Genomic DNA, 20,763 nt, shown 5'->3' on the forward strand with positions numbered 1-20,763 from the left:
TTTACACGCGTCAGCTTTATCAGCCGACGCGTGTACTGGCTGCAACGAGATCAGCCCAGAAGCTCGCTTAATGGAATGAAAGCAACCTCGTCCCCTTCAGTCAGCGTGCGTCCTTCCAGCACTTCCACCAGCCCGTCGGCCCACGCGGCGCTGCGCAGCACACCAGAACTCTGATTTTGGTAAATCATCGCCCGACCTTGCTCAAGCCGGCCCCGCAGGTACTCGCGACGGTTTCCGGCCACAGGCCAGACAAACCCCGCCGGCACCGTGAACTTCAGCGGCTCGACGTCCTGTACGCCTTGGCGCCTTAACAAATAAGGGCGTGTCAGCAACGCGAAGGTCACCAGCGTCGACGCCGGATTGCCAGGAAGACCAATGACCGGAACATTGCGAAAATGTCCGAACGTCAGCGGTTTTCCGGGTTTGATCGCCAGTTTCCACAGCGCCAGCTCACCCTCTTCCCGCAGCGCTATGCCAAGGAAATCGGCTTCGCCGACAGAGACTCCACCGGTAGACAGGATCAGATCGACATCCTGCAATTCACCCAGACGAAGCCGGGTCGCGGCCAGATCATCGGGAAGAATGCCCGCATCCATCACTTCACATCCCAGACGCTGCAGCCAACTGCACAGCACCACGCGGTTGCTGTTGTAAATCTGCCCCGGGCCGAGTGCCTGCCCAGGCTCAACCAGCTCATCGCCTGTGGACAATACCGCCACACGCACTTTACGCACCACGCTCAGGCCTGCGCAGCCCAACGAAGCTGACAAGCCTTGCTCGATCGGTCCCAGCCGGGTGCCGGCGGCAAGTACGCACTCGCCCACGGTCGTTTCCTGACCTTGCGGGCGGATGTTCTGACCGGCCTTCATGAGCTGAGTGAACAGCACCCGCCCATCGGCCTGGAGCTCAGTGTTTTCCTGCATCTCGACACAGTCGGCACCCGCGGGTACCGGCGCGCCGGTGAAGATTCGCGCACAGGTCCCAGGCTTTATCGGCTCCGGGGCTTGCCCGGCGAACACCTTCTGGCTGACCGGCAGGGGTTCACCCGTCCAGTCCGCCAGGTTCAGGGCGTAGCCATCCATGGCGCTGTTTGGCCAAGGTGGCAGATCCAGCGTGGATACCAGACCTTCAGCCAGCACTCGCCCTTCGACCTGAGCCAGCGGCAAATACTCGCGCTCGGCAATCGGCGATGCATCGGCCATTTCCAACAGACGCGCCAGGGCCGCTTCGACCGGCATCAAGCTGGCGGTTTTGCCCGGCTTACCCACGGGATTCACAAGGCGCCGCCTGTTTCAGATGGGTGACGAAGTTGCACGGGCGATGACGCGCGTCCAATTGCTCGCCGAGGATACCGTCCCAACCCGTGCGTACAGCGTTGGTCGAGCCTGGCAGGCAGCAAACCAGCGTACCGTTGGCCAGACCGGCCAGTGCCCGCGACTGTACGGTCGAGGTGCCAATATCGGCCACGGAGATTTGCCGGAACAATTCGCCAAAGCCGTCCACCTGTTTATCGAGCAGGCACGCGACCGCTTCCGGTGTGCTGTCACGCCCGGTAAAACCGGTGCCGCCGGTGATCAGCACCACCTGCACAACATCATCGGCGATCCAGTTGGCGACTTGCGCGCGAATTTTATACAGGTCGTCTTTGAGCAAGACCCGCTCCGCCAGATTGTGGCCCGCCGCTGTCAAGCGGTCGACAAACACCTGGCCTGAGGTATCGGTTTCGAGGGTGCGGGTATCGCTGACCGTCAACACCGCTATATTAAGCGGCACGAAAGGTACATCAGCCTTGGCTTTCATAGGCTCATCCAGTTGTAGAAGAAACAGCCCGGTGTTATATCACAGCGCTCGATTTTTTCGCCTTCCCTGTGGAGAGCTGCCATGCCCCAGCCAACGCCATTGCCGCCCTGCTCGATTCTGCTGCTGGCAGGCGGACGCGGCCAACGCATGGGCGGCCAGGATAAAGGTCTGGTGCCGTGGCAGGGCGAACCGTTGATTGCGCATCAGCAACGCAAGGTCCGCACGCTGACTGACGATTTGATCATCTCGTGCAACCGCAATCGTCAGCGCTATGCGCCGTTTGCCGATCAACTGGTGGCTGATGACGAAGAAGACTTTCCGGGACCGCTGGCGGGGATTCTGGCAGGCCTGAAAGTTGCCCGTCATTCACACTTGCTGGTCCTGCCGTGCGACGTTCCGCTGATTGACGAAGCCCTGCTGCAACGTATGCGCGAGGCCGCCAGCGAGCAACCTGAAAAACCTTTAATGTTGCGCGAGGGAGAACATTGGCAACCGTTGCTCTGCGTGATTCCGGTCGGCCTTTTACCGGCATTCGAAGAGGCCTGGAAAAGCGGCGAGCGCAGCCCCGGCCGGGTGATGCGCAACCTCGGCGCGAACGCCTTGCAATGCCCTGACAATGACCCGCGCCTGGCCAACCTCAACACCCCTGAACTGTTAAATGCGCACAACACTGTGTCAGACTGACAGCATTCAAGGAACTCTCACGCCTTGTGTACGTCTCAAGCTCAGTAACCAGAAGATTTCCCATTCGGAGACACACCCATGACTCAACGGACCCTCGCCACTTTCATGCTCGCACTGGGCCTGGCCACCCTCGCCGGTTGCTCCTCGCCTACAGTGATCACCTTGAATGACGGTCGCGAAATCCAGGCCGTCGACACCCCGAAATACGATGATGATTCGGGCTTCTACGAGTTCCAGCAGCTGGACGGCAAAGAAACTCGCATCAACAAGGATCAGGTACGTACCGTTAAAGAGCTGTAAGCTCAGCGGCACGCCGGATACAGAAAAGCCCGCAGATTTGCGGGCTTTTTCATGGGCGCTGAAAAGTACTTGCGCCGCTACCAGTGCAGGCTGATCTGGCTCCGGAACTCGCGCTGTTCACCGGTCACCGGATCGATAAAACGCAACCCCTGGGCGAGAAGCTTGAGTGGATTGGCGTAATCGTCCTCGACGTCTTTCAGCACATCCGGATAAAACGGATCGTTGCAGATGCTCGCCCCCAGCGCGGTCATGTGGACACGCAACTGGTGCTTCTTGCCGGTCACCGGGAACAGGCCATAACGCCAGAGATCGCCGTTTTTTTCCCGCACCTCGACCGCCGTCTCGGTATTGCTGACACCCGGCCCCTCCTGCATGCGAAAGAACGGCTCGCCATCGACCAGACGACTCTTGTGCACCAGGGGAAAGCTCAGATCAGGCAACGCGGGGGCTATCGCCTCGTAATACTTGTCGATCTGCCGTGTCGGAAAAAGCGACTGATAGGCCGAGCGGGTTTGCGGATCGGCCGAAAAGATCACCAGCCCCGCCGTGTGCCGATCAATCCGGTGCAAGGGCACCAGATGCGGATTGTCCAGACGGCGGATCAAGCGACGCAGCAAGGTTTGCTCGACATACTCCCCCGCGGGCGTGACCGGCAGGAAATGCGGCTTGTCCGCGACCACCAGATGTTCATCGGCATAGAGAATTGTCTCGACTACCGGAATCGGCTTCTCGTCCGGCACCTCACGAAAATAGTGAATCCGCAGGCCTTCCTTGTAGGGCAGGTCCAGCGAGATCGGTTGCCCCTGACCATCAAGCACCCGCCCGCGGGCGATCCTGTCCAGCCATTGCTCACGACCGATGGCGCTGAAATGCTCGCACAGGCAATCGAGTACGGTCAGCCAGGACCCGGGAGGCAGGTAGAGCGTGCTCGCCTGGTTCTGAGCGGCAGAAAAGGTAGTGGTGGGCATACGCAAATCGAATCCTCAAGACTGGTCGGCATTATCCCGCACTGCAGGATGCGAACCTAGCGCAGAATCCTCAGGCCGGGATCGTCTTGAGCGCTGCGGCCTCGGTGAATTCCTTGAGCCAGCGCAACACATCGACCGCCTCCCAGCGCCCCGGGTCATACAAGGCGTACAGCAAGCCCTGATAGCCGACCACATCCAGTTGCTTGTGATAGCCGGCGCGCTGGAACAATGCCTCGATTTCGGCGAAACAGGTGTTGAAATGCAGCTTGTTGAACGGCGTCTTGCCTTCCGTGACCAGCCCGTCCAGGCGCAATTCGAGGACGGCCTCGCGCACCACGTCGACCGACATCCGGTTAACGCTGCTCTTCAACTGTTCGACATTGACCACGGTTCATCCCTCTGACTCGATTGCTGTATGGACATACAGTAACCGAATGAACCGGGAAGTGCCAAGGCATGGTTGTGCAGTTGCGACCGGCGGAGCGGCGCGAACAGCGGATCAGCGAAGAAAGGCCACGACCCGATCGGCACTGAACGGCCAGTCCAGCTCCGCCCCGGTGTCGATGCGACGCAACACGGGAATTCGCAGGCTGTACGCTTCGAACCGCGATTCGTCTTCAGCAATATCCACCAGTTCCACCAGCAGACCATGCTCGACAAAAGGCATCAGTTCAGCTTCAGCGACTTCGCATAGGTGACACCCCAGGGTGCCGAACAGCTGACATTCAGGAGGCATGCGTGCTCAACCACAAAATGAGTGCGCCTATTCTAGGCGCCCTTGAAAAACCCGTCGACCCGTGACCGCTCAAAGGTACGATCGGGGCCTGGGGTAAAACCCTGACGCACATCAGTGCGCTCAAATCACCGATCCGTCATCCTCCCGCTCTTTTTGCCTCTACGCTTGAGAGGCCAGAGCCTGACATCGGAGCGTCTCGTGTTTGCCAACCTGTTGATCATCCTCGCCTCGTCCCTCGTGGTGATTGCCCTGTTCCGTCGCCTGCGGCTGCCGCCGGTACTGGGTTACCTGTGCGTGGGATTGCTGGTCGGGCCGAGCGCATTCGACTGGGTCAATGAAAGTGAACACCTGCCCGACGTCGCCGAACTGGGCGTGGTGTTCCTGCTGTTCTCCCTGGGCCTGGAGTTCTCGCTGTCGAAGATGATTGCATTGCGTCAGGTGGTGTTCCGCCTCGGCAGTCAGCAGGTGCTGATCAGCACTGCCGTCCTCGGTCTGTTGCTGATGCTGCTGGGCATGCCAATGACGCCGGCGCTATTGCTCGGCGCGGGGCTTTCGCTGTCCTCCACCGCGATCGTCACCAAGGAACTGGGCAGCCTCGGCGAAGTGTTCAGTAGCCACGGCCAGAACGCGATTGGCGTTCTATTGTTCCAGGACGTGGTCGCGGTGTTGCTGCTGACCCTGGTGCCGGTCTTCGCCGGCAGCAGCGAGCAGGCCTGGTACTGGGCGTTGCCGCTGACCCTGGCAAAGACCGTGGTGCTGTTTGTCGGCCTGCTTCTGGCCAGTCGCTGGCTGCTGCCGCGTTTGTTCCATGAGGTAGCGGCCTCGCGTTCGGCGGAGTTGTTTGTCCTGCTGGCGCTGGTGATTGTGCTGCTCACCGCGTGGCTGACCCACTTGCTGGGTCTGTCGCCGGCCCTTGGCGCATTTCTCGCCGGCATGCTGCTCGGTGAGAGTCACTATCGACACCAGATCGAAGCCGATATCCGGCCCTTTCGCGACATCCTGCTCGGGGTGTTTTTCGTCAGCATCGGCATGCTGATCGACCTGCAACTGTTTGCCAGTCACGGTCTGTTGATCGTCGGCCTCACCCTCGGCCTGATGCTGATCAAGGGCGTCGTGGTCGCGCTGTTGGTGAAATGGCGCGGCAGCGACAGTGAAACGGCGTGGCGCAGCGGTCTGGCGTTGGCCCAGGGCGGCGAGTTCTGTTTTGCCCTGATGGCGCAGATGCAGCAAAACCAGCTGATGCCTGCCGAGCTGGGCGCCCTGCTGCTGGCGGCGACATTCTGCTCGATGCTGCTCACGCCTTTGCTGCTGCGGGCGGCGCCACGCATCGCGGCAGCGCTGCACCGCAAGCCGAATCAGGAAGCTCAGATCGAACAGATCAGTGCGCTCAACGCCGACCTCGACAAGCACGTGGTGATTTGCGGATACGGTCGCGTCGGCCAGTCGATCGGACGCTTTCTGCGCAACGCCAGTCAACCCTATATCGCGCTGGATAATGACCCCGTGCGTGTCCGGGAGGCCGCGTGCGCAGAAAGCGCCGTGCATTACGGCGACTCGTCGCGCGGTGACTTGCTGACCGCCGTTGGCCTGCTGCGCGCCAAGCTATTGGTGATTGCGGTGGATCAAAGTGACGTGGCCCTGGGCATTCTCAAGGAGGCGCGGCGACTTAACGCACACGTGCCGATTCTGGTCCGCACGCGCGACGACAGCCAATGGGCCGAACTGAAAGCGGCCGGCGCCAGCGAAGTGGTGCCGGAGCTGTTGGAATCGAGTCTGATGCTCGCCTCTCACGCGCTGATCATGCTCGGTCTGCCGGCGCATCAGGTGCAGGCGAAGGTCGATCAGGTGCGCATCGACCGCTATCGCCTGCTGCACGGTTTTTATCCCGGTGCCGATGATGAAGAGCGTTAGTCCTGACTCACGGCGCCGATCTTGTGCAGCGACAGGTCGGCGCCGTAATACTCTTGTTCCTGAGTCAGGCGCAGCCCATGCAGCGCCTTGATCACGCCGTAAACCACGAAACCGCCGAGCAGCGCCACCGCAACGCCCAGTGCGGTGCCGAGCAACTGGCTGATCAGGCTGACGCCGCCCAGGCCGCCCAGCGCGGTCTGGCCGAAAATACCGCAGGCAATGGCGCCCCACACACCGCACAAGCCGTGCAGCGGCCACACCCCCAGCACGTCGTCAATGCGCCATTTGACCTGCGCGGCGGTAAAGCACCAGACAAACAGCGCGCCCGCTATCGCGCCGGTGACCAGCGCGCCGACCGGGTGCATCAGATCGGACCCTGCGCAAATCGCCACCAGTCCGGCCAATGGGCCGTTGTGCAGAAACCCGGGGTCATTGCGCCCGACGATCAAAGCCGCCACCGTGCCGCCGACCATTGCCATCAGCGAGTTGACCGCCACCAGGCCACTGACGCCCTGCAGCGTCTGGGCGCTCATCACGTTGAAGCCGAACCAGCCGACAATCAGGATCCACGAGCCCAGTGCCAGGAAAGGAATGCTCGAAGGTGCAAACGCAACCAGGCGTCCGTCGCGATAGCGGCCATTTCGCGGGCCAAGCAGCAGCACCGCGGCCAGCGCCAGCCAGCCGCCCATGGCATGCACCACCACCGAGCCTGCGAAGTCATGAAACGCTGCCCCGAACTGCACCGTCAGCCACGCTTGCACACCGTAGTTGCCGTTCCAGACGATGCCTTCGAAAAACGGGTAGATAAACGCAACGATCAATGCCGTGGCACACAGCTGTGGAACAAAGCGCGCGCGTTCGGCGATCCCTCCGGAAATAATCGCCGGAATCGCTGCGGCAAAAGTCAGCAGAAAGAAAAATTTTACCAGCGGGTAACCATGATCGGCACTCAGCACAGCCGCCGGCTGCATGAACGTCACGCCGTAAGAGATCCAATAGCCTATAAAGAAATAGGCGAGCGTGGAGACGGCGAAATCGCTGAGAATTTTCGACAAGGCGTTGACCTGGTTCTTCTGCCGGACGGTGCCGACTTCCAGGAAGGCGAAACCGGCATGCATTGCCAGCACCATCACCGCACCGATCAGAATGAACAACGTATTGGAGCTGTGAACCAGCGTGTCCACAGCGCTTTGTAGAGTTTCCATGGGAGGCAGACCTGAAGGCTAAAAAGGCACCAAAGCGGTTCGCTCGCCCATTTCATGCACCAAGTTGCGCCAACGCAGTCACCGCGATCAAGGATCGACGAACCGCTTTGGCGCACAAGATCGATGGACTGACACGAACCGGGATCATTTGAGTTAAGGTTTTGCACCGGCACGCCCGGCAACAGCGCACGAATGCCAGGCGATGCACCAGCACACAGCAAAAGTTGTACCAGTCATTTGTACTGAACCTTCGCGCAAGGCTCATACTCGAACGCTTCAGACGCCACTTACGGAGATCCACCCATGGCCAGCATCAAGGCAAAGACTGCTCAAGAAATCCTGATGAACGACTTCCAGACTCTGGTCGCCGACACCGAACGGTTGCTCGAGCACACCGCCACCCTGGCCGGCGATCAGGCGGATGAATTGCGTGGGCAGATCCACGAAAGCCTGCTGCGCGCCCGTGAGACCCTCAAGCTCACCGAGGACACCCTGCGCGAGCGCGGCCAGGCCGCCGTGACCGCCACCGAGGATTACGTCTCGGCCAACCCATGGCAGTCGGTCGGCATCGCCGCTGGCGTCGGCTTTCTGATTGGCCTGCTGGCCACGCGGCGCTGATCATGTCGATCGGTGAATCCGGCCCGACTGCGGGCACCGCCTCCTCCACGCGGCGCCTGGGCGCCGCTGTTCTGGGGCTGCTGCACAGTCATGTCGAATTGTTCGGCATCGAATTGCAGGAGCAGAAATCACGCACCGTCAGCCTGCTGCTGTTTGCCGGTCTGGCGCTGGTCTTCGCCCTGCTGCTGTTGGTGGGCCTGTCGACACTGGTTATGATCATCTTCTGGGATACATACCGCCTGGCGGCGATCATCGGCCTGTGTGTCTTCTATACCCTGGCTTCGATTTTCTGCGGATTGCGCCTCAAGGCGGCGATCTTCGATGAATCCTCGCCCTTCCACGGCACGCTCGAAGAGCTGGCCAACGACCGGGAGCGTCTGCTGCCATGAGCCTGCCTGAACTTCCCCACAACAGCTCGCGGCGAGAAATGCGCAAGGCGCTGATCCGCCTGCGCATGGAAATGCATCGCCAGGAAATTCGTCACGAAGCCGGGCAAGTGCTGCAGCCACTGCAGCGTGTGCGCGGCATGACGCAAAACCTGCAGGATGGCTTCGGCATCAAACACGCGCCGTTATGGGGCGTGGCAGCCGTGACGCTACTGGGTTTTCTGACCGGCAAGGGCGCGAAAAGCGGCGGCACCGGCGGTCTGGGCCGGCTGGTTCGATTGGGCACCACGCTGGGTCCGCTGATCAAACTGGTCCTGCAAACCACGCGTAAACGCTGACGCGATACATCTGGCTACATTCTTGCACTATCGGCGGGATGAACCTCTTTAGCGGGAGGTTCAATCCCGTGCGCCTATCCGGTCGGCGGGTTCAATCAGAACAACAACGACTAAGGAGGCCCCGTGATCGACGGGCAACCGCTCGCCTGCTTTCAGCCTTTCATTGATACCGCCACCGGACGCATCGCAGGCGTCGAGGCATTGGGTCGCCTGCGCCAGGCCGACGGGCAACTGCATTCGGTCGGTCCGCTGTTCGCCGACCCACGCGCGCCGGCCGTGGCTCTGCGCCGGCTCGACCGACAGATCCGCGACAACGCCTTGAGCCGCCTGCATGAGGCCCCCGCCGACTGGTTCCTCAGCCTGAACATGTCACCGCGCTGGATCAGTCGCCTGCGCCCGGATCAGGCGCTGCCCAGCCTAAAGCAATTGGCGCAACACGGTGTCGACCCGCAACGCATCGTCTTCGAAATCACCGAACTGGGCGGCAACAGCCAACGCCTGGCCGACGTCGTGGGACGTTATCGAGAGGCTGGCGCGCGCATCGCCATTGACGATTTTGGCGCCGGCTATTCGCAGCTCGACCGTGTCCTGGCACTGCAACCGGACATCCTCAAACTCGACATGCGCCTGTTCCAGGCCGCGGCACTCGGCGGGCCCAGCAGTGACGTGGTCAAGGCCCTGGCGCAAATGGCCGAGAAAACCGGCTGCTGGATCATCGCCGAAGGCGTCGAGACCGAAGCCCAACTGAATTTCGCCCTTGAGTGCGGCTCACGTTACGTGCAGGGTTTTCTGTTCGCCCGCGCGCAGCAAGCGTTCTTCGCAACCGATGCCTTCGTGCAACACTTCGCCAGACTGCGACAACGCTACGTGCAACAAAAGCTGGCCGAGCGCGGGCGCCTGATGCAAATGCGCCAGCAACTCGGCCAACTCATGAACATTTTGCAAGCCTGGGCCGGCGCGCACGCATCACTCAGTGCGTTACCGCAACTGGAAGCTTTTCCCTGGCTGCTGCGTTTTTATCAATGCGACCGTCACGGCACCCAACTGACGCCCAACCTCGAATGGCGCCACAACGGCTGGGTCGCCGACAACCGTTACCTGGGGCACAACTGGTCGTGGCGCCCGTACTTTTATCAATTGCTCGCCGAAGGCTGGGAAGAGCGCCGCCTGACCCTGTCGACGACGTACCGCGACGCCACCAGCAATCAGTATTGCCTGACAGCCGGGCAGTTTTTCGATAACGGCGAACGGTTGCTGTTGATCGACATTGATGCCGCCGGACTGTAGTTGCGCTTGCAGGCGCCAGCGTGAACCGGGAAGCTAGGGGATCAGTCACCAGACGGAGAGAATCAGCCTTGGATTGGCCAACCCTGCTCAACCGCGAACGCCTCGGCAAGCCGCTGCACAGCCCGCAAGAACTCGGCCGCAGCCCTTTTCACAAAGACCATGACCGCATCATCTTTTCCGGTGCCTTCCGTCGCCTGGGCCGCAAGACCCAAGTGCACCCGGTGACGAGCAACGATCACATTCACACGCGCTTGACCCACTCGCTGGAAGTCAGCTGCGTAGGCCGCTCGCTGGGCATGCGCGTCGGCGAAACCTTGCGCAGCGCCCTGCCGCCATGGTGCGACCCGGCCGATCTGGGCATGGTGGTGCAGTCCGCCTGCCTGGCCCATGACATCGGCAACCCGCCGTTCGGCCATTCCGGGGAAGACGCGATTCGCCATTGGTTCCAGCAGGCAGCGGGACGCGGCTGGCTCGACGACATGAGCGAAGCCGAACGCGGCGATTTCCTTAATTTCGAAGGCAATGCCCAGGGTTTCCGTGTCCTGACGCAACTGGAGTATCACCAGTTCGACGGCGGCACCCGCCTGACCTACGCCACTCTGGGGACTTATCTGAAATACCCGTGGACGGCACGTCACGCTGACTCTCTGGGTTATAAAAAACACAAGTTCGGCTGCTACCAGAGCGAACTGCCCTTGCTCGAACAGATCGCCAGCAAACTTGGCCTGCCGCAACTGGAGGAACAGCGCTGGGCGCGGCATCCGCTGGTGTACCTGATGGAGGCCGCCGACGATATCTGTTATGCGCTGATCGACCTCGAGGACGGCCTGGAAATGGACTTGCTGGAGTACGCCGAAGTCGAGTCGCTGTTGCTCGGTCTGGTCGGCGACGATCTGCCGGAGACTTACCGTCAGCTCGGTCCGCAGGATTCGCGGCGGCGCAAACTGGCGATCCTGCGCGGCAAGGCCATCGAACACTTGACCAACGCGGCGGCACGGGCGTTTGTCGAACAGCAAGAGGCGCTGCTTGCCGGCACCCTGCACGGCGATCTGGTGGAGCACATGCACGGTCCGGCGAAACGCTGCGTGCTGAATGCCAAGGACATCGCCCGCAAGAAAATCTTCCAGGACAAACGCAAGACACTGCATGAAATCGGTGCCTACACGACACTGGAAATCCTGCTCAACTCGTTCTGCGGCGCTGCGCTGGAGCAACACAACGGGCGCACGCCGTCGTTCAAAAGCCGACGCATCCTCGATCTGCTGGGCAACAACGCCCCGCATCCACAGGGTTCGTTACACACTTCGTTTCTGCGCATGATCGACTTTATCGCCGGCATGACCGACAGCTACGCCAGCGATATGGCGCTGGAAATGACCGGGCGCTCCAGTCATTGAAACCGCGCCTTCAGCCGGCCGATCCGTTGGCCGGTTGAAGGCGCACGTCTGCACGAGACATAACCGCTTTTCAGACCTCAGTGACTGCCAGTGCAGTTCACGCTAAGAGGTCACTGAATAGAACCGGAACTCGCTATTGGGGTGATAACTTTTAAACAGCTGTGTAAAGCCACTGACAATCAACACTTGCAAAATTAAAAAGGCCAACTATAAGCCCTTGCCAAGCCCGCACTTCCTTACGCCAATCCTAATTTACATGTAGTCCCTTTCCTTATTGAATGTAGGATTTATCCGATAACGCACCCGAGACACTGTGAGTCCATGCGAGCGCTCATTCAACTGAGCTAAGGTGCGCGCTTTATTCGTGCTTGCATGGGATTTGATTATGAACTCCGTTTTTATCGTCGACGATCATCCGGTCATCCGTCTCGCCGTTCGAATGTTGCTGGAGCATGAAGGTTATAAGGTCGTTGGCGAAACCGACAACGGTGTCGATGCCATGCAAATGGTCCGCGAATGCATGCCTGATCTGGTCATTCTCGATGTCAGCATCCCCAAGCTGGACGGCCTGGAAGTACTGGCCCGCTTCAACGCCATGGGCTCTGCGCTGAAGATCCTGATTCTGACGGCACAATGTCCGACACTGTTCGGCATCCGCTGCATGCAGTCCGGGGCGTCGGGTTATGTCTGTAAACAGGAAGACTTGAGTGAATTGGTCAGTGCTATTAAGGCGGTACTTTCCGGTTATAACTATTTTCCCAGCCAGGCATTGAATCCGGTACGCAGTGATGACACTCGTTATGCCGAACTGGAACTTTTCAAGTCGGTAAATGACCGCGAACTGATGGTATTGCAACTATTTGCCCAGGGCCGAACCAACAAGGAAATAGCCAAAGGCATGTTTCTCAGTAATAAAACCGTCAGCACCTATAAAAAACGCCTGATGCAAAAACTCAAAGCCAAATCCCTGGTAGAACTTATCGAGATGGCCAAACGAAACGCACTCGTGTGAGATCCCGCATGTTCAGCCGTTTGAAGGACTTCCTTATCGCGTTGTGTACAGGTCTGTGCCTGAATGCCGGCGTGTCCGCCATGCCCGCCGCTTCGCCGGACTACGCGTTGCTCAGCCGATCGGTAGTCGAGACGTTGCCCGTCACGTTCGAACAGTCCCAGCGGCACTGGCTGCAAGCGCGCGGCGAACTGATACTGGGCACCTCCGCGCCGGATTACCCACCCTTTGACATGACCGCCAGCGGCAAGGATTACGAGGGTTTGACGGCCGACTACGCAGGGCTTGTCAGTCAGGCCACCGGACTGCCGGTGCGGGTCAAACGCTTCCCTTCCCGCGAGGCCGCGATTCGCGCGCTGCTCGATGGTCAGGTTGATCTGCTGGGCACCGCGAACGGCTACGAAGCGGGTAATGCCAATCTTGCGCTCTCGGTCCCCTATGCCATTGACCAACCCGTCCTCGTGACGCGCGAAGACGAAACCCGCCCGCTCAGCGAAGGCCTGGCGGGGTTGCGCCTGAGCATGGTCTATCACTATCTGCCGCTGCCTGAAGTCAAGGCGCTGTACCCTAAAGCGCTGATTACCTGCTACCCCTCTTATCAGAATGCCCTTAATGCCGTGGCATTCGACCAGGCCGATGTCTTTCTCGGCGACACCCTGTCCACCCATTACATGATCAACAAGGGCTACCTCAACAACGTTCGCATGGCCAACTTCGGCAAGCAGGAGGCGCAGGGCTTCAGTTTCGCCGTGCGGCGCGACAACCCGCAACTGTTGAGCATTATCGATACCGTACTCAACGCCGTGCCGAGCGCCGAACGCGACAACATTGCCAAACGCTGGAACGCCGGCAGCGACCTGCTGCTTACCGACAAGAAACTGCAACTGACCCAACGCGAAGAACACTGGCTCAAGCAGCATCCGGTGGTCAGTGTGGTGGTGAACGAGGCATTCGCGCCGCTGACGTTCTTCGACAGCGATGGCAATTTTCGCGGCATCAGCGCCGACCTGCTCGAACTGATCCGGCTGCGCACCGGCCTGCGCTTCGACATCCGCCGCAGCCGTAACGACGCCGAAATGATCAAACAGATCGATAACCACCAAGTCGACCTGATTGCGGCGCTGCTGCCCACCCCCGAGCGCGAGAAGACCCTCAACTTCAGCCGCCCGTACCTGGAAAACTCCTATGTTCTGTTGACCCGCAAAAGCGCCGACGGACCGAGCAATCTGAATCAGCTCAAAGGCAGACAGGTGGCAATCGCCCAGGGCAATCCGATGGTCCAATACCTGCGCAGCGAGTACCCCGGCATTCGCCTGATCGAGACACCCGATACGTTCAGCGCGGTCTCGTTACTGGCGGAAAATCATGTCGACGGCGCCGTGAGTTCACTGGTGATTGCCAACTACTTCATTTCTTCACGGATCTTCGACCGGGCGTTGCAGATCACCACCACCATCGGCACCGGACAGGCAGCGTTTTCGCTGGTGACGGCACGGGACAGCACGGAGCTGGCGTCGATCATCAACAAGGCGCTGCTGAGCATTGCCCCGGAAGAGCTGGGGGTGATCAACGGGCGCTGGCGCGGCTATTCCACTGCCTCGCAGAATATCTGGCAAAACTACCAACGCCTCTTTTACCAAGTCATCGCCGCGGCGTGCCTGATATTGCTGCTGTTACTGGTGTGGAACGCTTATATGCGACATCAGATCAAACAGCGCCAGGCGGCCGAGCGCGCCCTCAACGACCAACTGGAATTCATGCGTTCTCTGCTCAACGGTACGCCGCATCCGATCTACGTACGTGATCGCGAAGGACTATTACAGAGCTGTAACGACAGCTACCTCGAAGCATTCAACGCCAGACGCGAAGACGTCATCGGCAAAACCGTCGTTCAGGGCAGTCTGAGCAACGCGTTCGAAGCCCAGGCCTTCCATGCCGATTATCAACGAGTCGTCACCGAGGGCACCCCGCTGCTGCTCGACCGCCCGCTGCATATCGGCAACCGGCGGCTGACGATCTATCACTGGATACTGCCCTACCGCGACTCCAGCGGCGAGGTCAAAGGCATTATCGGTGGCTGGATCGACATCAGCGAACGCCGCCAGTTGTGCGAGGACTTGCGCGCAGCCAAGGAGCAGGCCGATGAGGCCAATCGGGCGAAAAGCACATTCCTGGCAACCATGAGCCATGAAATCCGCACACCGATGAATGCAGTGATCGGCATGCTCGAACTGACGCTGCGGCGCATGGACCCACACTATCCGGATCGTGCCTCGATCGACACGGCCTATCAGTCGGCCAAGGATCTGCTGGGCTTGATCGGCGACATTCTCGACATTGCTCGCATCGAGTCCGGTCGCCTGAGCCTTTGCCCTGAATGGGTGAATCTGGGCGATACGGTGAAATCCGTTGCAAGAATCTTCGACGGGCTCGCCCGCCAGAAAAATCTTGCCTTGCAAGTCGTCTTCAACCCGCCGGACGTTGCCGTGGATGTGCAGATTGACCCACTGCGCTTCAAGCAAGTGCTGTCCAATCTGGTCAGCAATGCCATCAAATTTACCGATCACGGACACATCAGGATCACCCTGGACCTGATGAGTTCGAACACCCCCGGCCGCGCCCTGATGCAACTTAGCGTCCAGGACAGTGGCATCGGCATCAGTGCCGAAGACCAGCAACGTTTGTTCGAGCCTTTCGCCCAGGCAGAAAACGGCAATCGTCAGGCGAAGAGCGGTGCCGGGCTGGGGCTGGTCATCAGTCGCAACCTCTGCGAAATGATGGGCGGACAGTTGCAACTGAGCAGCCAGCCCGGCATCGGTACGCAAGTCTGCGTGTCCCTGCCACTGAACACCGCGCCGGCGCAGATCATTGCACCCCGAACCGAGTCGGCGATCACGCCCGCGACGACGCCCCTGAGCGTACTGGTGGTGGACGACCATCCGGCAAACCGCTTGTTGATGTGCCAGCAGCTGGAATTCCTCGGCCATCGTTTCAGCATTGCCGAAGACGGCTGCAGCGGCCTCGAATTGTGGAAAAACGGCCAGTTCGATCTGGTGATTGTCGACTGCAACATGCCCTTGATGAACGGCTACGAGCTGACCCGCGCAATTCGTCAACAAGAGCTGCAGACACGCAGCCCACCCTGCACCGTGCTGGGTTTCACCGCGAACGCCCAACCCGAGGAAATACAACGCTGCAAGCAGGCCGGCATGAACGACTGCCTGTTCAAACCACTGAGCCTGAGCCTGCTCAGCCAGTGGGTCGACGGCATCACGCCAACCGCAACGGCGCCGGTATTCAGCCTGGAGAATCTGCGCATGCTCACCGGCGGCAATCCTGCGCAGACGCGACGAATGCTGGTGGAGTTGCTCAAAAGCAGTCGTCTCGACCGCGAAGAGCTGCTCGCACTGTCACCGCAGCATGATCGCGACGCGCTTGCCGTGGTCGCCCACAAGATCAAGGGGGCGGCGCGCATTGCCCAGGCCACACGCCTGATCGAATGTTGCGATGCGCTTGAACACGCCTGCATGCAAGGGGTGGCGACTGACGAGGTCGCCCGTCGATGCGAGGCAAGCAATCAGGCGATGCTGCAACTGGAGCAGGCGCTGCAGGCGCAATTGGCGTTGTTTGACCAAAGCACAATGTGCCGGCCTTAACTATGCTTGAACGCTGAGCAGTGAGTTAAACGTCATGGAGTGTCTGAAATGCCCAGCCCACTGCGCCCGGAGCAACGCCGGTTACCGCTGCACGTGCACATCAGCGTCATGTTCACGTTTTTGCTGTTGCTGACGGGCGTGGTGCTGGGGCTGTTCAATTACCACCAGACCACGAAGATCATCCTGTCGAGCAGCGAAAAACTGTTCACCCGTATCGAGCAGGATGTACGCCTCGATCTACAGGCAACGTATCAACCGATACGCCACCTGTTGAGCCTGCTCGCCGAGAACCCGGCGACTCAGGCCGAGCGCCTCGACCAACGCCTGCCACTGCTCAGGCCGTTCAGCCAATCACTCACCGACAATCCGGATCTGGCCTCTTTGTATCTGGGTTATGCCAACGGCGACTTTTTCATGGTCCGCCCGCTGCGCAGCGCCGCCCTGAAATCCTTGCTCAAGGCCCCGGAAGCGGCGACTTACCAGGTCTGGAGCATCGAGCATGGCCCGCAGGGCGAAGTGCATTCGCAATCGTTGTTCTTCGATCAGGCGCTGGCGCCGATCAGTCGCCGGGACAATCCGCAAGACCGCTACGACCCGCGCGAGCGAGCCTGGTTCACCGACGCCCGTCAGCAGACCGGGCAGATCACCACCGAGCCCTATGTGTTTTTCTCCACCCATACGGTGGGGACCACCCTGGGCCGGCGCAGCGGCGAAAACGCCGTCATCGGCGCCGACCTGACACTGGCCGCGCTGTCGGCAACGCTGGATAAACATCGCGTCACCCCATCGACCGAAGTCGCCTTGTTCGATGCCGACGGCAATGCCGTGGCCTACCCCGACAGCAGCCGCTTGATCGTTGACGACCGCACCGCACGGCTGGCCCGGGTGACCGACCTGAGCCCGGCGCTGCACGCATTGCTGACCGGAAATCCCCAAGGCATGCGCCTGCATGCCGATGGCCGGCAATGGATCGTCGCCCGCAGCCATATTCAGGAGGGCGGACCGAAAGGCCTGCAGTTGGCGTTGCTGGTGCCGGAAGACGAGTTGCTGATCGATGCTTATCGGATGCGCTGGCAGGGCGCGCTGATCACCCTCGCCACCTTGCTGTTATGCCTGCCCCTGGGTTGGGTGATTTCGCGGATTCTGGTCAAGCCGTTGCACGCCCTGGTCAAGGAAGCCGACGCCATCCGCAGTTTCGACTTCAACTTCCCGCTGGCCCGGCGTTCGCCAGTGCTCGAAGTCGACCAGTTGAGCCTGTCGATGGCGCGGATGAAAGACACCCTGGGAAGTTTCTTTCGCATCACCGACAGCTTGTGCGCCGAGACCCGGTTCGCCCCTTTGCTGCAACGGGTCCTCTTCGAAACCGTGCAGATCGCTCAGGCGCAGGCAGGCCTGATCTACCTGCGCGAAAATGATGGCAATCGCATGGAGCCTTACGGGCTGGTGATCGAGGGGACGCCGCAAGCGCTGGAGGCGTTCGAAGTCGAGGGTCACGACTTGCACAAGAACAACGGCCCGGCATGGTTCGAACAGTTGGTCAGCGCCAACAACGTCGTCAGCCACCTGGGTTTCGATCAGGCCGGTGATCTGCAGAAAATCCTGCTGGCCATGGCAACCCCGAGAGTCCATCTGATCGGCATCCGTCTGCACAACCGCCACAACGAAACCATTGGCCTGCTGGTGTTGCTGGTGGAAGACAGTGGCAGCGCGGCCGATCTGGAAAAGCTGCGGCCTGATCGCATCGCCTTCCTCCAGGCGGTTTCCGGCGCTGCCGCCGTGAGCATTGAAAGCCAACGCCTGCAAGCCAGACAGAAGCAATTGCTCGACGCGTTTATCCAATTGCTCGCCGGGGCCATCGACGCAAAAAGCCCCTACACCGGCGGCCACTGTCAGCGCGTGCCGGAGCTGACCCTGATGCTTGCCCAGGCGGCCGCCGCCAGCCGCGACCCCGCCTTCAGCGCGTACCGGCCGAGCGAGGATGAATGGGAAGCCTTGCACATCGCCGCCTGGCTGCACGATTGCGGCAAGGTCACGACCCCGGAATATGTGGTCGACAAGGCCACCAAACTGGAGACCATCAACGACCGCATCCACGAGATCCGCACGCGTTTCGAAGTGCTCAAGCGCGATGCCTGGATCAGCTATTGGCAAGCGCTGGCGACGGGCGGTGACGAGGCAACACTGGCACGCCTGCGCGATGCCTCGCTGATGGCGCTGGACGACGACTTTACTTTTGTCGCGCGCTGTAACCTGGGCAGCGAGGCCATGGCCGAAGCGGATTTGCAGCGCCTTGACGAACTGGCCCAGCGTACCTGGACGCGCACCCTGGACGACCGCCTCGGTGTGTCATGGGAAGAAAACCGGCGTCAGGCGCGTACGTCTGCGCCGGTGCTTCCGGTCACGGAAAAGCTGTTGGCGGACAAACCCGAGCACCTGGTCGAGCGCGACCCAAGTGAGCTGATCCCCGAAGACAATCCCTGGGGTTTCAAGCTCGACGTGCCCCGCTACAAATACAATCGTGGCGAACTGTACAACCTGAGCATCGCCCGCGGCACGCTGACCCGCGAGGAGCGCTACATCATCAATCATCACATGGTGCAGACCATCATGATGCTCAGCCACTTGCCCTTCCCCGGGCATCTGGACAGCATTGCCGAGATCGCCGGCGGCCATCACGAAAAAATGGACGGCACCGGTTACCCCAAACGCTTGAAGCGCGAAGACATGAGCCTGCCGGCCCGGATGATGGCGATTGCCGACATTTTCGAGGCGCTGACGGCCGCCGATCGGCCCTACAAGAAAGCCAAGTCTTTGAGCGAGGCCCTGGGCATCATGGCCACCATGTGCCGCGAGGCCCATATCGACGCCGACTTGTTTGGCCTGTTCATCAACGAGGGGGTGTACATGGCCTACGCCACGCGTTTTCTCGATCCGCAACAAATCGATGCCGTGGATCCGGCCAGCCTGTTGCACAAGGCTGGCCTCACGGCGTGATCAGCAATCGGTCAGACGCAGGAAGATCGCTGCCAAATGTTCGATACCGGCCTGGTCGTCGACACCAAAACGGGCGAGCTTCGGGCTGTCCAGATCGAGAACGCCGATCAGGCGGCCGTCCTTGACCAACGGCACCACCAGTTCGCTGTTCGAGGCACTGTCGCAGGCAATATGACCGGGGAAGGCATGCACGTCCTCAACGCGTTGGGTCTGTCGACTGGCCGCTGCCGCGCCGCACACACCACGGCCGAACGGAATCCGTACACAGGCAATCTGACCCTGGAACGGACCGAGCACCAGCTCGTCATCGCGATTGAGATAAAAACCGGCCCAGTTCAGATCGTCGAGCTGGTTGAACAGGAACGCCGAAAACTGCGCGGCATTGGCGATAAAATCGCGCTCGTCCGCCAGCAGCGATTCCAGTTGTGCGGCCAACATGCCGTAGCCTTCGAGGCCCTGGCCGCTCTGTTGCAAATCAATCATGCCTTGTGCTCCAACAATTTCAGTCCCACCCAGTATCGGGCGAATTGGTACGCGCAACGTCCGTTACGATTACCGCGGCCGGTGGCCCAGCGCACCGCAAGGATGTCCAGCGCTTCGTCGCGCTGCCAGCTCAAGCCGGCCCTGGCGGCCAACTGGCCGATCCAGTGTTCGACGACGTTGAGAAAATGCTCTTGGGTAAACGGGTAAAACGACAGCCACAGGCCGAAGCGGTCCGACAGCGCGATCTTGTCTTCCACCGCTTCGCTGGGGTGCAGTTCACCGTCGACGCGTTTCCAGTTTTCGTTATCGCTTTCTTTCTCTGGCACCAGGTGCCGGCGGTTGGACGTCGCGTACAGCAAGACGTTGTCCGGCGCCTGCTCCAGCGAGCCGTCGAGCACGCTTTTGAGGACGCGGTAGTCGCCTTCGCCGGACTCGAACGACAGGTCATCGCAAAACAGCACGAAACGCTGCGGCAGCTTGGCGATCTGCTCGACCACGCGCGGCAAATCGGCGAGATGATCGCGCTCGATCTCGATCAGGCGCAGGCCGGCCCCGGCGTGTTCAGCGAGCAACGCGCGCACCAGCGAAGACTTGCCGGTGCCGCGCGAGCCCCACAGCAAGGCGTGATTGGCCGGCATGCCGTCAAGGAACTGTTGAGTATTGCGGCCCAATTGCTCCAGTTGACGATCGACGCCAATCAGGTCCGACAGGCGCATGTCGAGGCTGACTTCAAGCGGCAGCAAGTAACCGCTGCGCCCGTCACGCTGCCAGCGCGCCGCCAGGCACGTGTGCCAGTCAATGACGGGACGCGGGGCCGGCAACAGGGGTTCGATTCGCGCCAGAACCGACTCGGCGCGTTCAAGAAAAGCATTCAATCGGGAATCCACGTCTTTTCCTCGGGCAGGTTCACAGTGATGATGACGATCCAGCGCCGACACACAGACCCCAATCCCCGCCTCGAGCCTTGTTACAAGGCGATTCGGGAACCTCG

19 protein-coding genes are annotated in these 20,763 nt (G+C 60.5%); 11 read left to right on the forward strand and 8 right to left on the reverse strand.

Annotated features, from left to right (window positions below; all coding sequences use genetic code 11):
* Positions 1-50 precede the first annotated feature (50 nt).
* Together HU739_RS20450 and moaB are read right to left on the reverse strand one after the other, a co-directional pair.
* Positions 51-1,277, reverse strand: coding sequence for a molybdopterin molybdotransferase MoeA (locus HU739_RS20450; RefSeq protein WP_186547124.1), 1,227 nt, complete (start codon positions 1,275-1,277; stop codon positions 51-53).
* On the reverse strand, positions 1,261-1,800 hold the full coding sequence (moaB, locus tag HU739_RS20455; RefSeq protein WP_122591925.1) for a molybdenum cofactor biosynthesis protein B: 540 nt from the start codon (positions 1,798-1,800) through the stop codon (positions 1,261-1,263). The genes HU739_RS20450 and moaB overlap by 17 nt, the downstream gene beginning before the upstream one ends.
* 81 nt (positions 1,801-1,881) lie before the next feature.
* Between moaB and mobA the strand changes: the two genes are divergently transcribed.
* Positions 1,882-2,484: a molybdenum cofactor guanylyltransferase MobA gene (mobA, locus tag HU739_RS20460; RefSeq protein WP_186547123.1), complete on the forward strand. Its 603-nt coding sequence runs from the start codon at positions 1,882-1,884 to the stop codon at positions 2,482-2,484.
* 78 nt (positions 2,485-2,562) lie between these two features.
* Positions 2,563-2,784 (forward strand): YgdI/YgdR family lipoprotein, encoded by a 222-nt coding sequence (locus HU739_RS20465; protein WP_016770600.1) that lies wholly within the window; start codon positions 2,563-2,565, stop codon positions 2,782-2,784.
* Between the two features lie 77 nt (positions 2,785-2,861).
* On the opposite strand, the gene HU739_RS20470 is transcribed toward HU739_RS20465, so the two are convergent.
* The 3 genes from HU739_RS20470 to HU739_RS20480 all read right to left on the reverse strand — a co-directional run bounded on the left by HU739_RS20470 (position 2,862) and on the right by HU739_RS20480 (position 4,488).
* Complete coding sequence (locus HU739_RS20470; protein ID WP_186547122.1) at positions 2,862-3,752, reverse strand: pseudouridine synthase; 891 nt, start codon at positions 3,750-3,752, stop codon at positions 2,862-2,864.
* A gap of 70 nt (positions 3,753-3,822) precedes the next feature.
* Positions 3,823-4,140, reverse strand: a complete 318-nt coding sequence (locus tag HU739_RS20475) for a transcriptional regulator (RefSeq protein ID WP_186547121.1) — start codon at positions 4,138-4,140, stop codon at positions 3,823-3,825.
* A gap of 111 nt (positions 4,141-4,251) precedes the next feature.
* A complete protein-coding gene (locus tag HU739_RS20480) occupies positions 4,252-4,488 on the reverse strand; it encodes a glutaredoxin family protein (RefSeq protein WP_186547120.1) in 237 nt (78 codons plus the stop codon).
* A 198-nt stretch (positions 4,489-4,686) separates the two neighbouring features.
* Between HU739_RS20480 and HU739_RS20485 the strand changes: the two genes are divergently transcribed.
* Complete coding sequence (locus tag HU739_RS20485; protein WP_186547119.1) at positions 4,687-6,399, forward strand: cation:proton antiporter; 1,713 nt, start codon at positions 4,687-4,689, stop codon at positions 6,397-6,399.
* Here HU739_RS20485 and HU739_RS20490 read toward each other — a convergent pair.
* The gene (locus tag HU739_RS20490) at positions 6,396-7,604 is read right to left on the reverse strand and encodes an ammonium transporter (protein WP_186547118.1); all 1,209 of its coding nucleotides are present in this window, start codon (positions 7,602-7,604) and stop codon (positions 6,396-6,398) included. The genes HU739_RS20485 and HU739_RS20490 overlap by 4 nt on opposite strands.
* Before the next feature lie 303 nt (positions 7,605-7,907).
* Between HU739_RS20490 and HU739_RS20495 the strand changes: the two genes are divergently transcribed.
* The 8 genes from HU739_RS20495 to HU739_RS20530 all read left to right on the forward strand — a co-directional run bounded on the left by HU739_RS20495 (position 7,908) and on the right by HU739_RS20530 (position 19,289).
* The gene (locus HU739_RS20495) at positions 7,908-8,222 is read left to right on the forward strand and encodes a DUF883 family protein (RefSeq protein WP_186547117.1); all 315 of its coding nucleotides are present in this window, start codon (positions 7,908-7,910) and stop codon (positions 8,220-8,222) included.
* A gap of 2 nt (positions 8,223-8,224) precedes the next feature.
* Positions 8,225-8,611 carry a phage holin family protein gene (locus HU739_RS20500; protein ID WP_008079909.1) on the forward strand — a complete coding sequence of 129 codons (387 nt, stop codon included), beginning with the start codon at positions 8,225-8,227 and terminating at the stop codon, positions 8,609-8,611.
* Positions 8,608-8,946: a hypothetical protein gene (locus tag HU739_RS20505; protein ID WP_186547116.1), complete on the forward strand. Its 339-nt coding sequence runs from the start codon at positions 8,608-8,610 to the stop codon at positions 8,944-8,946. Before HU739_RS20500 ends, HU739_RS20505 begins: the two co-directional genes overlap by 4 nt.
* Before the next feature lie 123 nt (positions 8,947-9,069).
* A complete protein-coding gene (locus tag HU739_RS20510) occupies positions 9,070-10,233 on the forward strand; it encodes an EAL domain-containing protein (protein ID WP_186547115.1) in 1,164 nt (387 codons plus the stop codon).
* Between the two features lie 68 nt (positions 10,234-10,301).
* Positions 10,302-11,630, forward strand: a complete 1,329-nt coding sequence (locus HU739_RS20515) for a deoxyguanosinetriphosphate triphosphohydrolase (RefSeq protein WP_186547114.1) — start codon at positions 10,302-10,304, stop codon at positions 11,628-11,630.
* Between the two features lie 385 nt (positions 11,631-12,015).
* Positions 12,016-12,642, forward strand: a complete 627-nt coding sequence (locus tag HU739_RS20520; RefSeq protein ID WP_186547177.1) for a response regulator transcription factor — start codon at positions 12,016-12,018, stop codon at positions 12,640-12,642.
* A gap of 8 nt (positions 12,643-12,650) precedes the next feature.
* Positions 12,651-16,295: a transporter substrate-binding domain-containing protein gene (locus tag HU739_RS20525; RefSeq protein ID WP_186547113.1), complete on the forward strand. Its 3,645-nt coding sequence runs from the start codon at positions 12,651-12,653 to the stop codon at positions 16,293-16,295.
* 48 nt (positions 16,296-16,343) lie between these two features.
* A complete protein-coding gene (locus HU739_RS20530; protein WP_186547112.1) occupies positions 16,344-19,289 on the forward strand; it encodes an HD domain-containing phosphohydrolase in 2,946 nt (981 codons plus the stop codon).
* On the opposite strand, the gene HU739_RS20535 is transcribed toward HU739_RS20530, so the two are convergent.
* Both HU739_RS20535 and HU739_RS20540 read right to left on the reverse strand, forming a co-directional pair.
* Positions 19,290-19,772 (reverse strand): GAF domain-containing protein, encoded by a 483-nt coding sequence (locus tag HU739_RS20535; protein ID WP_186547111.1) that lies wholly within the window; start codon positions 19,770-19,772, stop codon positions 19,290-19,292. It abuts the gene before it with no gap.
* On the reverse strand, positions 19,769-20,659 hold the full coding sequence (locus HU739_RS20540; RefSeq protein ID WP_186547110.1) for an ATP-binding protein: 891 nt from the start codon (positions 20,657-20,659) through the stop codon (positions 19,769-19,771). The genes HU739_RS20535 and HU739_RS20540 overlap by 4 nt, the downstream gene beginning before the upstream one ends.
* Positions 20,660-20,763: the final 104 nt, after the last annotated feature.

Source organism: Pseudomonas hamedanensis (assembly GCF_014268595.2).
Lineage (GTDB): Bacteria > Pseudomonadota > Gammaproteobacteria > Pseudomonadales > Pseudomonadaceae > Aquipseudomonas > Aquipseudomonas hamedanensis.

What these genes read in the sequence shown, in the direction of transcription:
- HU739_RS20490 (WP_186547118.1), bottom strand. Translation starts at nt 7,604, where the DNA reads ATGGAAACTCTACAAAGCGCTGTGGACACGCTGGTTCACAGCTCCAAT.
- HU739_RS20470 (WP_186547122.1), bottom strand. Translation starts at nt 3,752, where the DNA reads ATGCCCACCACTACCTTTTCTGCCGCTCAGAACCAGGCGAGCACGCTC.
- HU739_RS20525 (WP_186547113.1), top strand. Translation starts at nt 12,651, where the DNA reads ATGTTCAGCCGTTTGAAGGACTTCCTTATCGCGTTGTGTACAGGTCTG.
- HU739_RS20535 (WP_186547111.1), bottom strand. Translation starts at nt 19,772, where the DNA reads ATGATTGATTTGCAACAGAGCGGCCAGGGCCTCGAAGGCTACGGCATG.
- mobA (WP_186547123.1), top strand. Translation starts at nt 1,882, where the DNA reads ATGCCCCAGCCAACGCCATTGCCGCCCTGCTCGATTCTGCTGCTGGCA.
- HU739_RS20495 (WP_186547117.1), top strand. Translation starts at nt 7,908, where the DNA reads ATGGCCAGCATCAAGGCAAAGACTGCTCAAGAAATCCTGATGAACGAC.
- HU739_RS20480 (WP_186547120.1), bottom strand. Translation starts at nt 4,488, where the DNA reads ATGCCTCCTGAATGTCAGCTGTTCGGCACCCTGGGGTGTCACCTATGC.
- HU739_RS20465 (WP_016770600.1), top strand. Translation starts at nt 2,563, where the DNA reads ATGACTCAACGGACCCTCGCCACTTTCATGCTCGCACTGGGCCTGGCC.
- HU739_RS20530 (WP_186547112.1), top strand. Translation starts at nt 16,344, where the DNA reads ATGCCCAGCCCACTGCGCCCGGAGCAACGCCGGTTACCGCTGCACGTG.
- HU739_RS20520 (WP_186547177.1), top strand. Translation starts at nt 12,016, where the DNA reads ATGAACTCCGTTTTTATCGTCGACGATCATCCGGTCATCCGTCTCGCC.
- HU739_RS20505 (WP_186547116.1), top strand. Translation starts at nt 8,608, where the DNA reads ATGAGCCTGCCTGAACTTCCCCACAACAGCTCGCGGCGAGAAATGCGC.
- HU739_RS20500 (WP_008079909.1), top strand. Translation starts at nt 8,225, where the DNA reads ATGTCGATCGGTGAATCCGGCCCGACTGCGGGCACCGCCTCCTCCACG.
- moaB (WP_122591925.1), bottom strand. Translation starts at nt 1,800, where the DNA reads ATGAAAGCCAAGGCTGATGTACCTTTCGTGCCGCTTAATATAGCGGTG.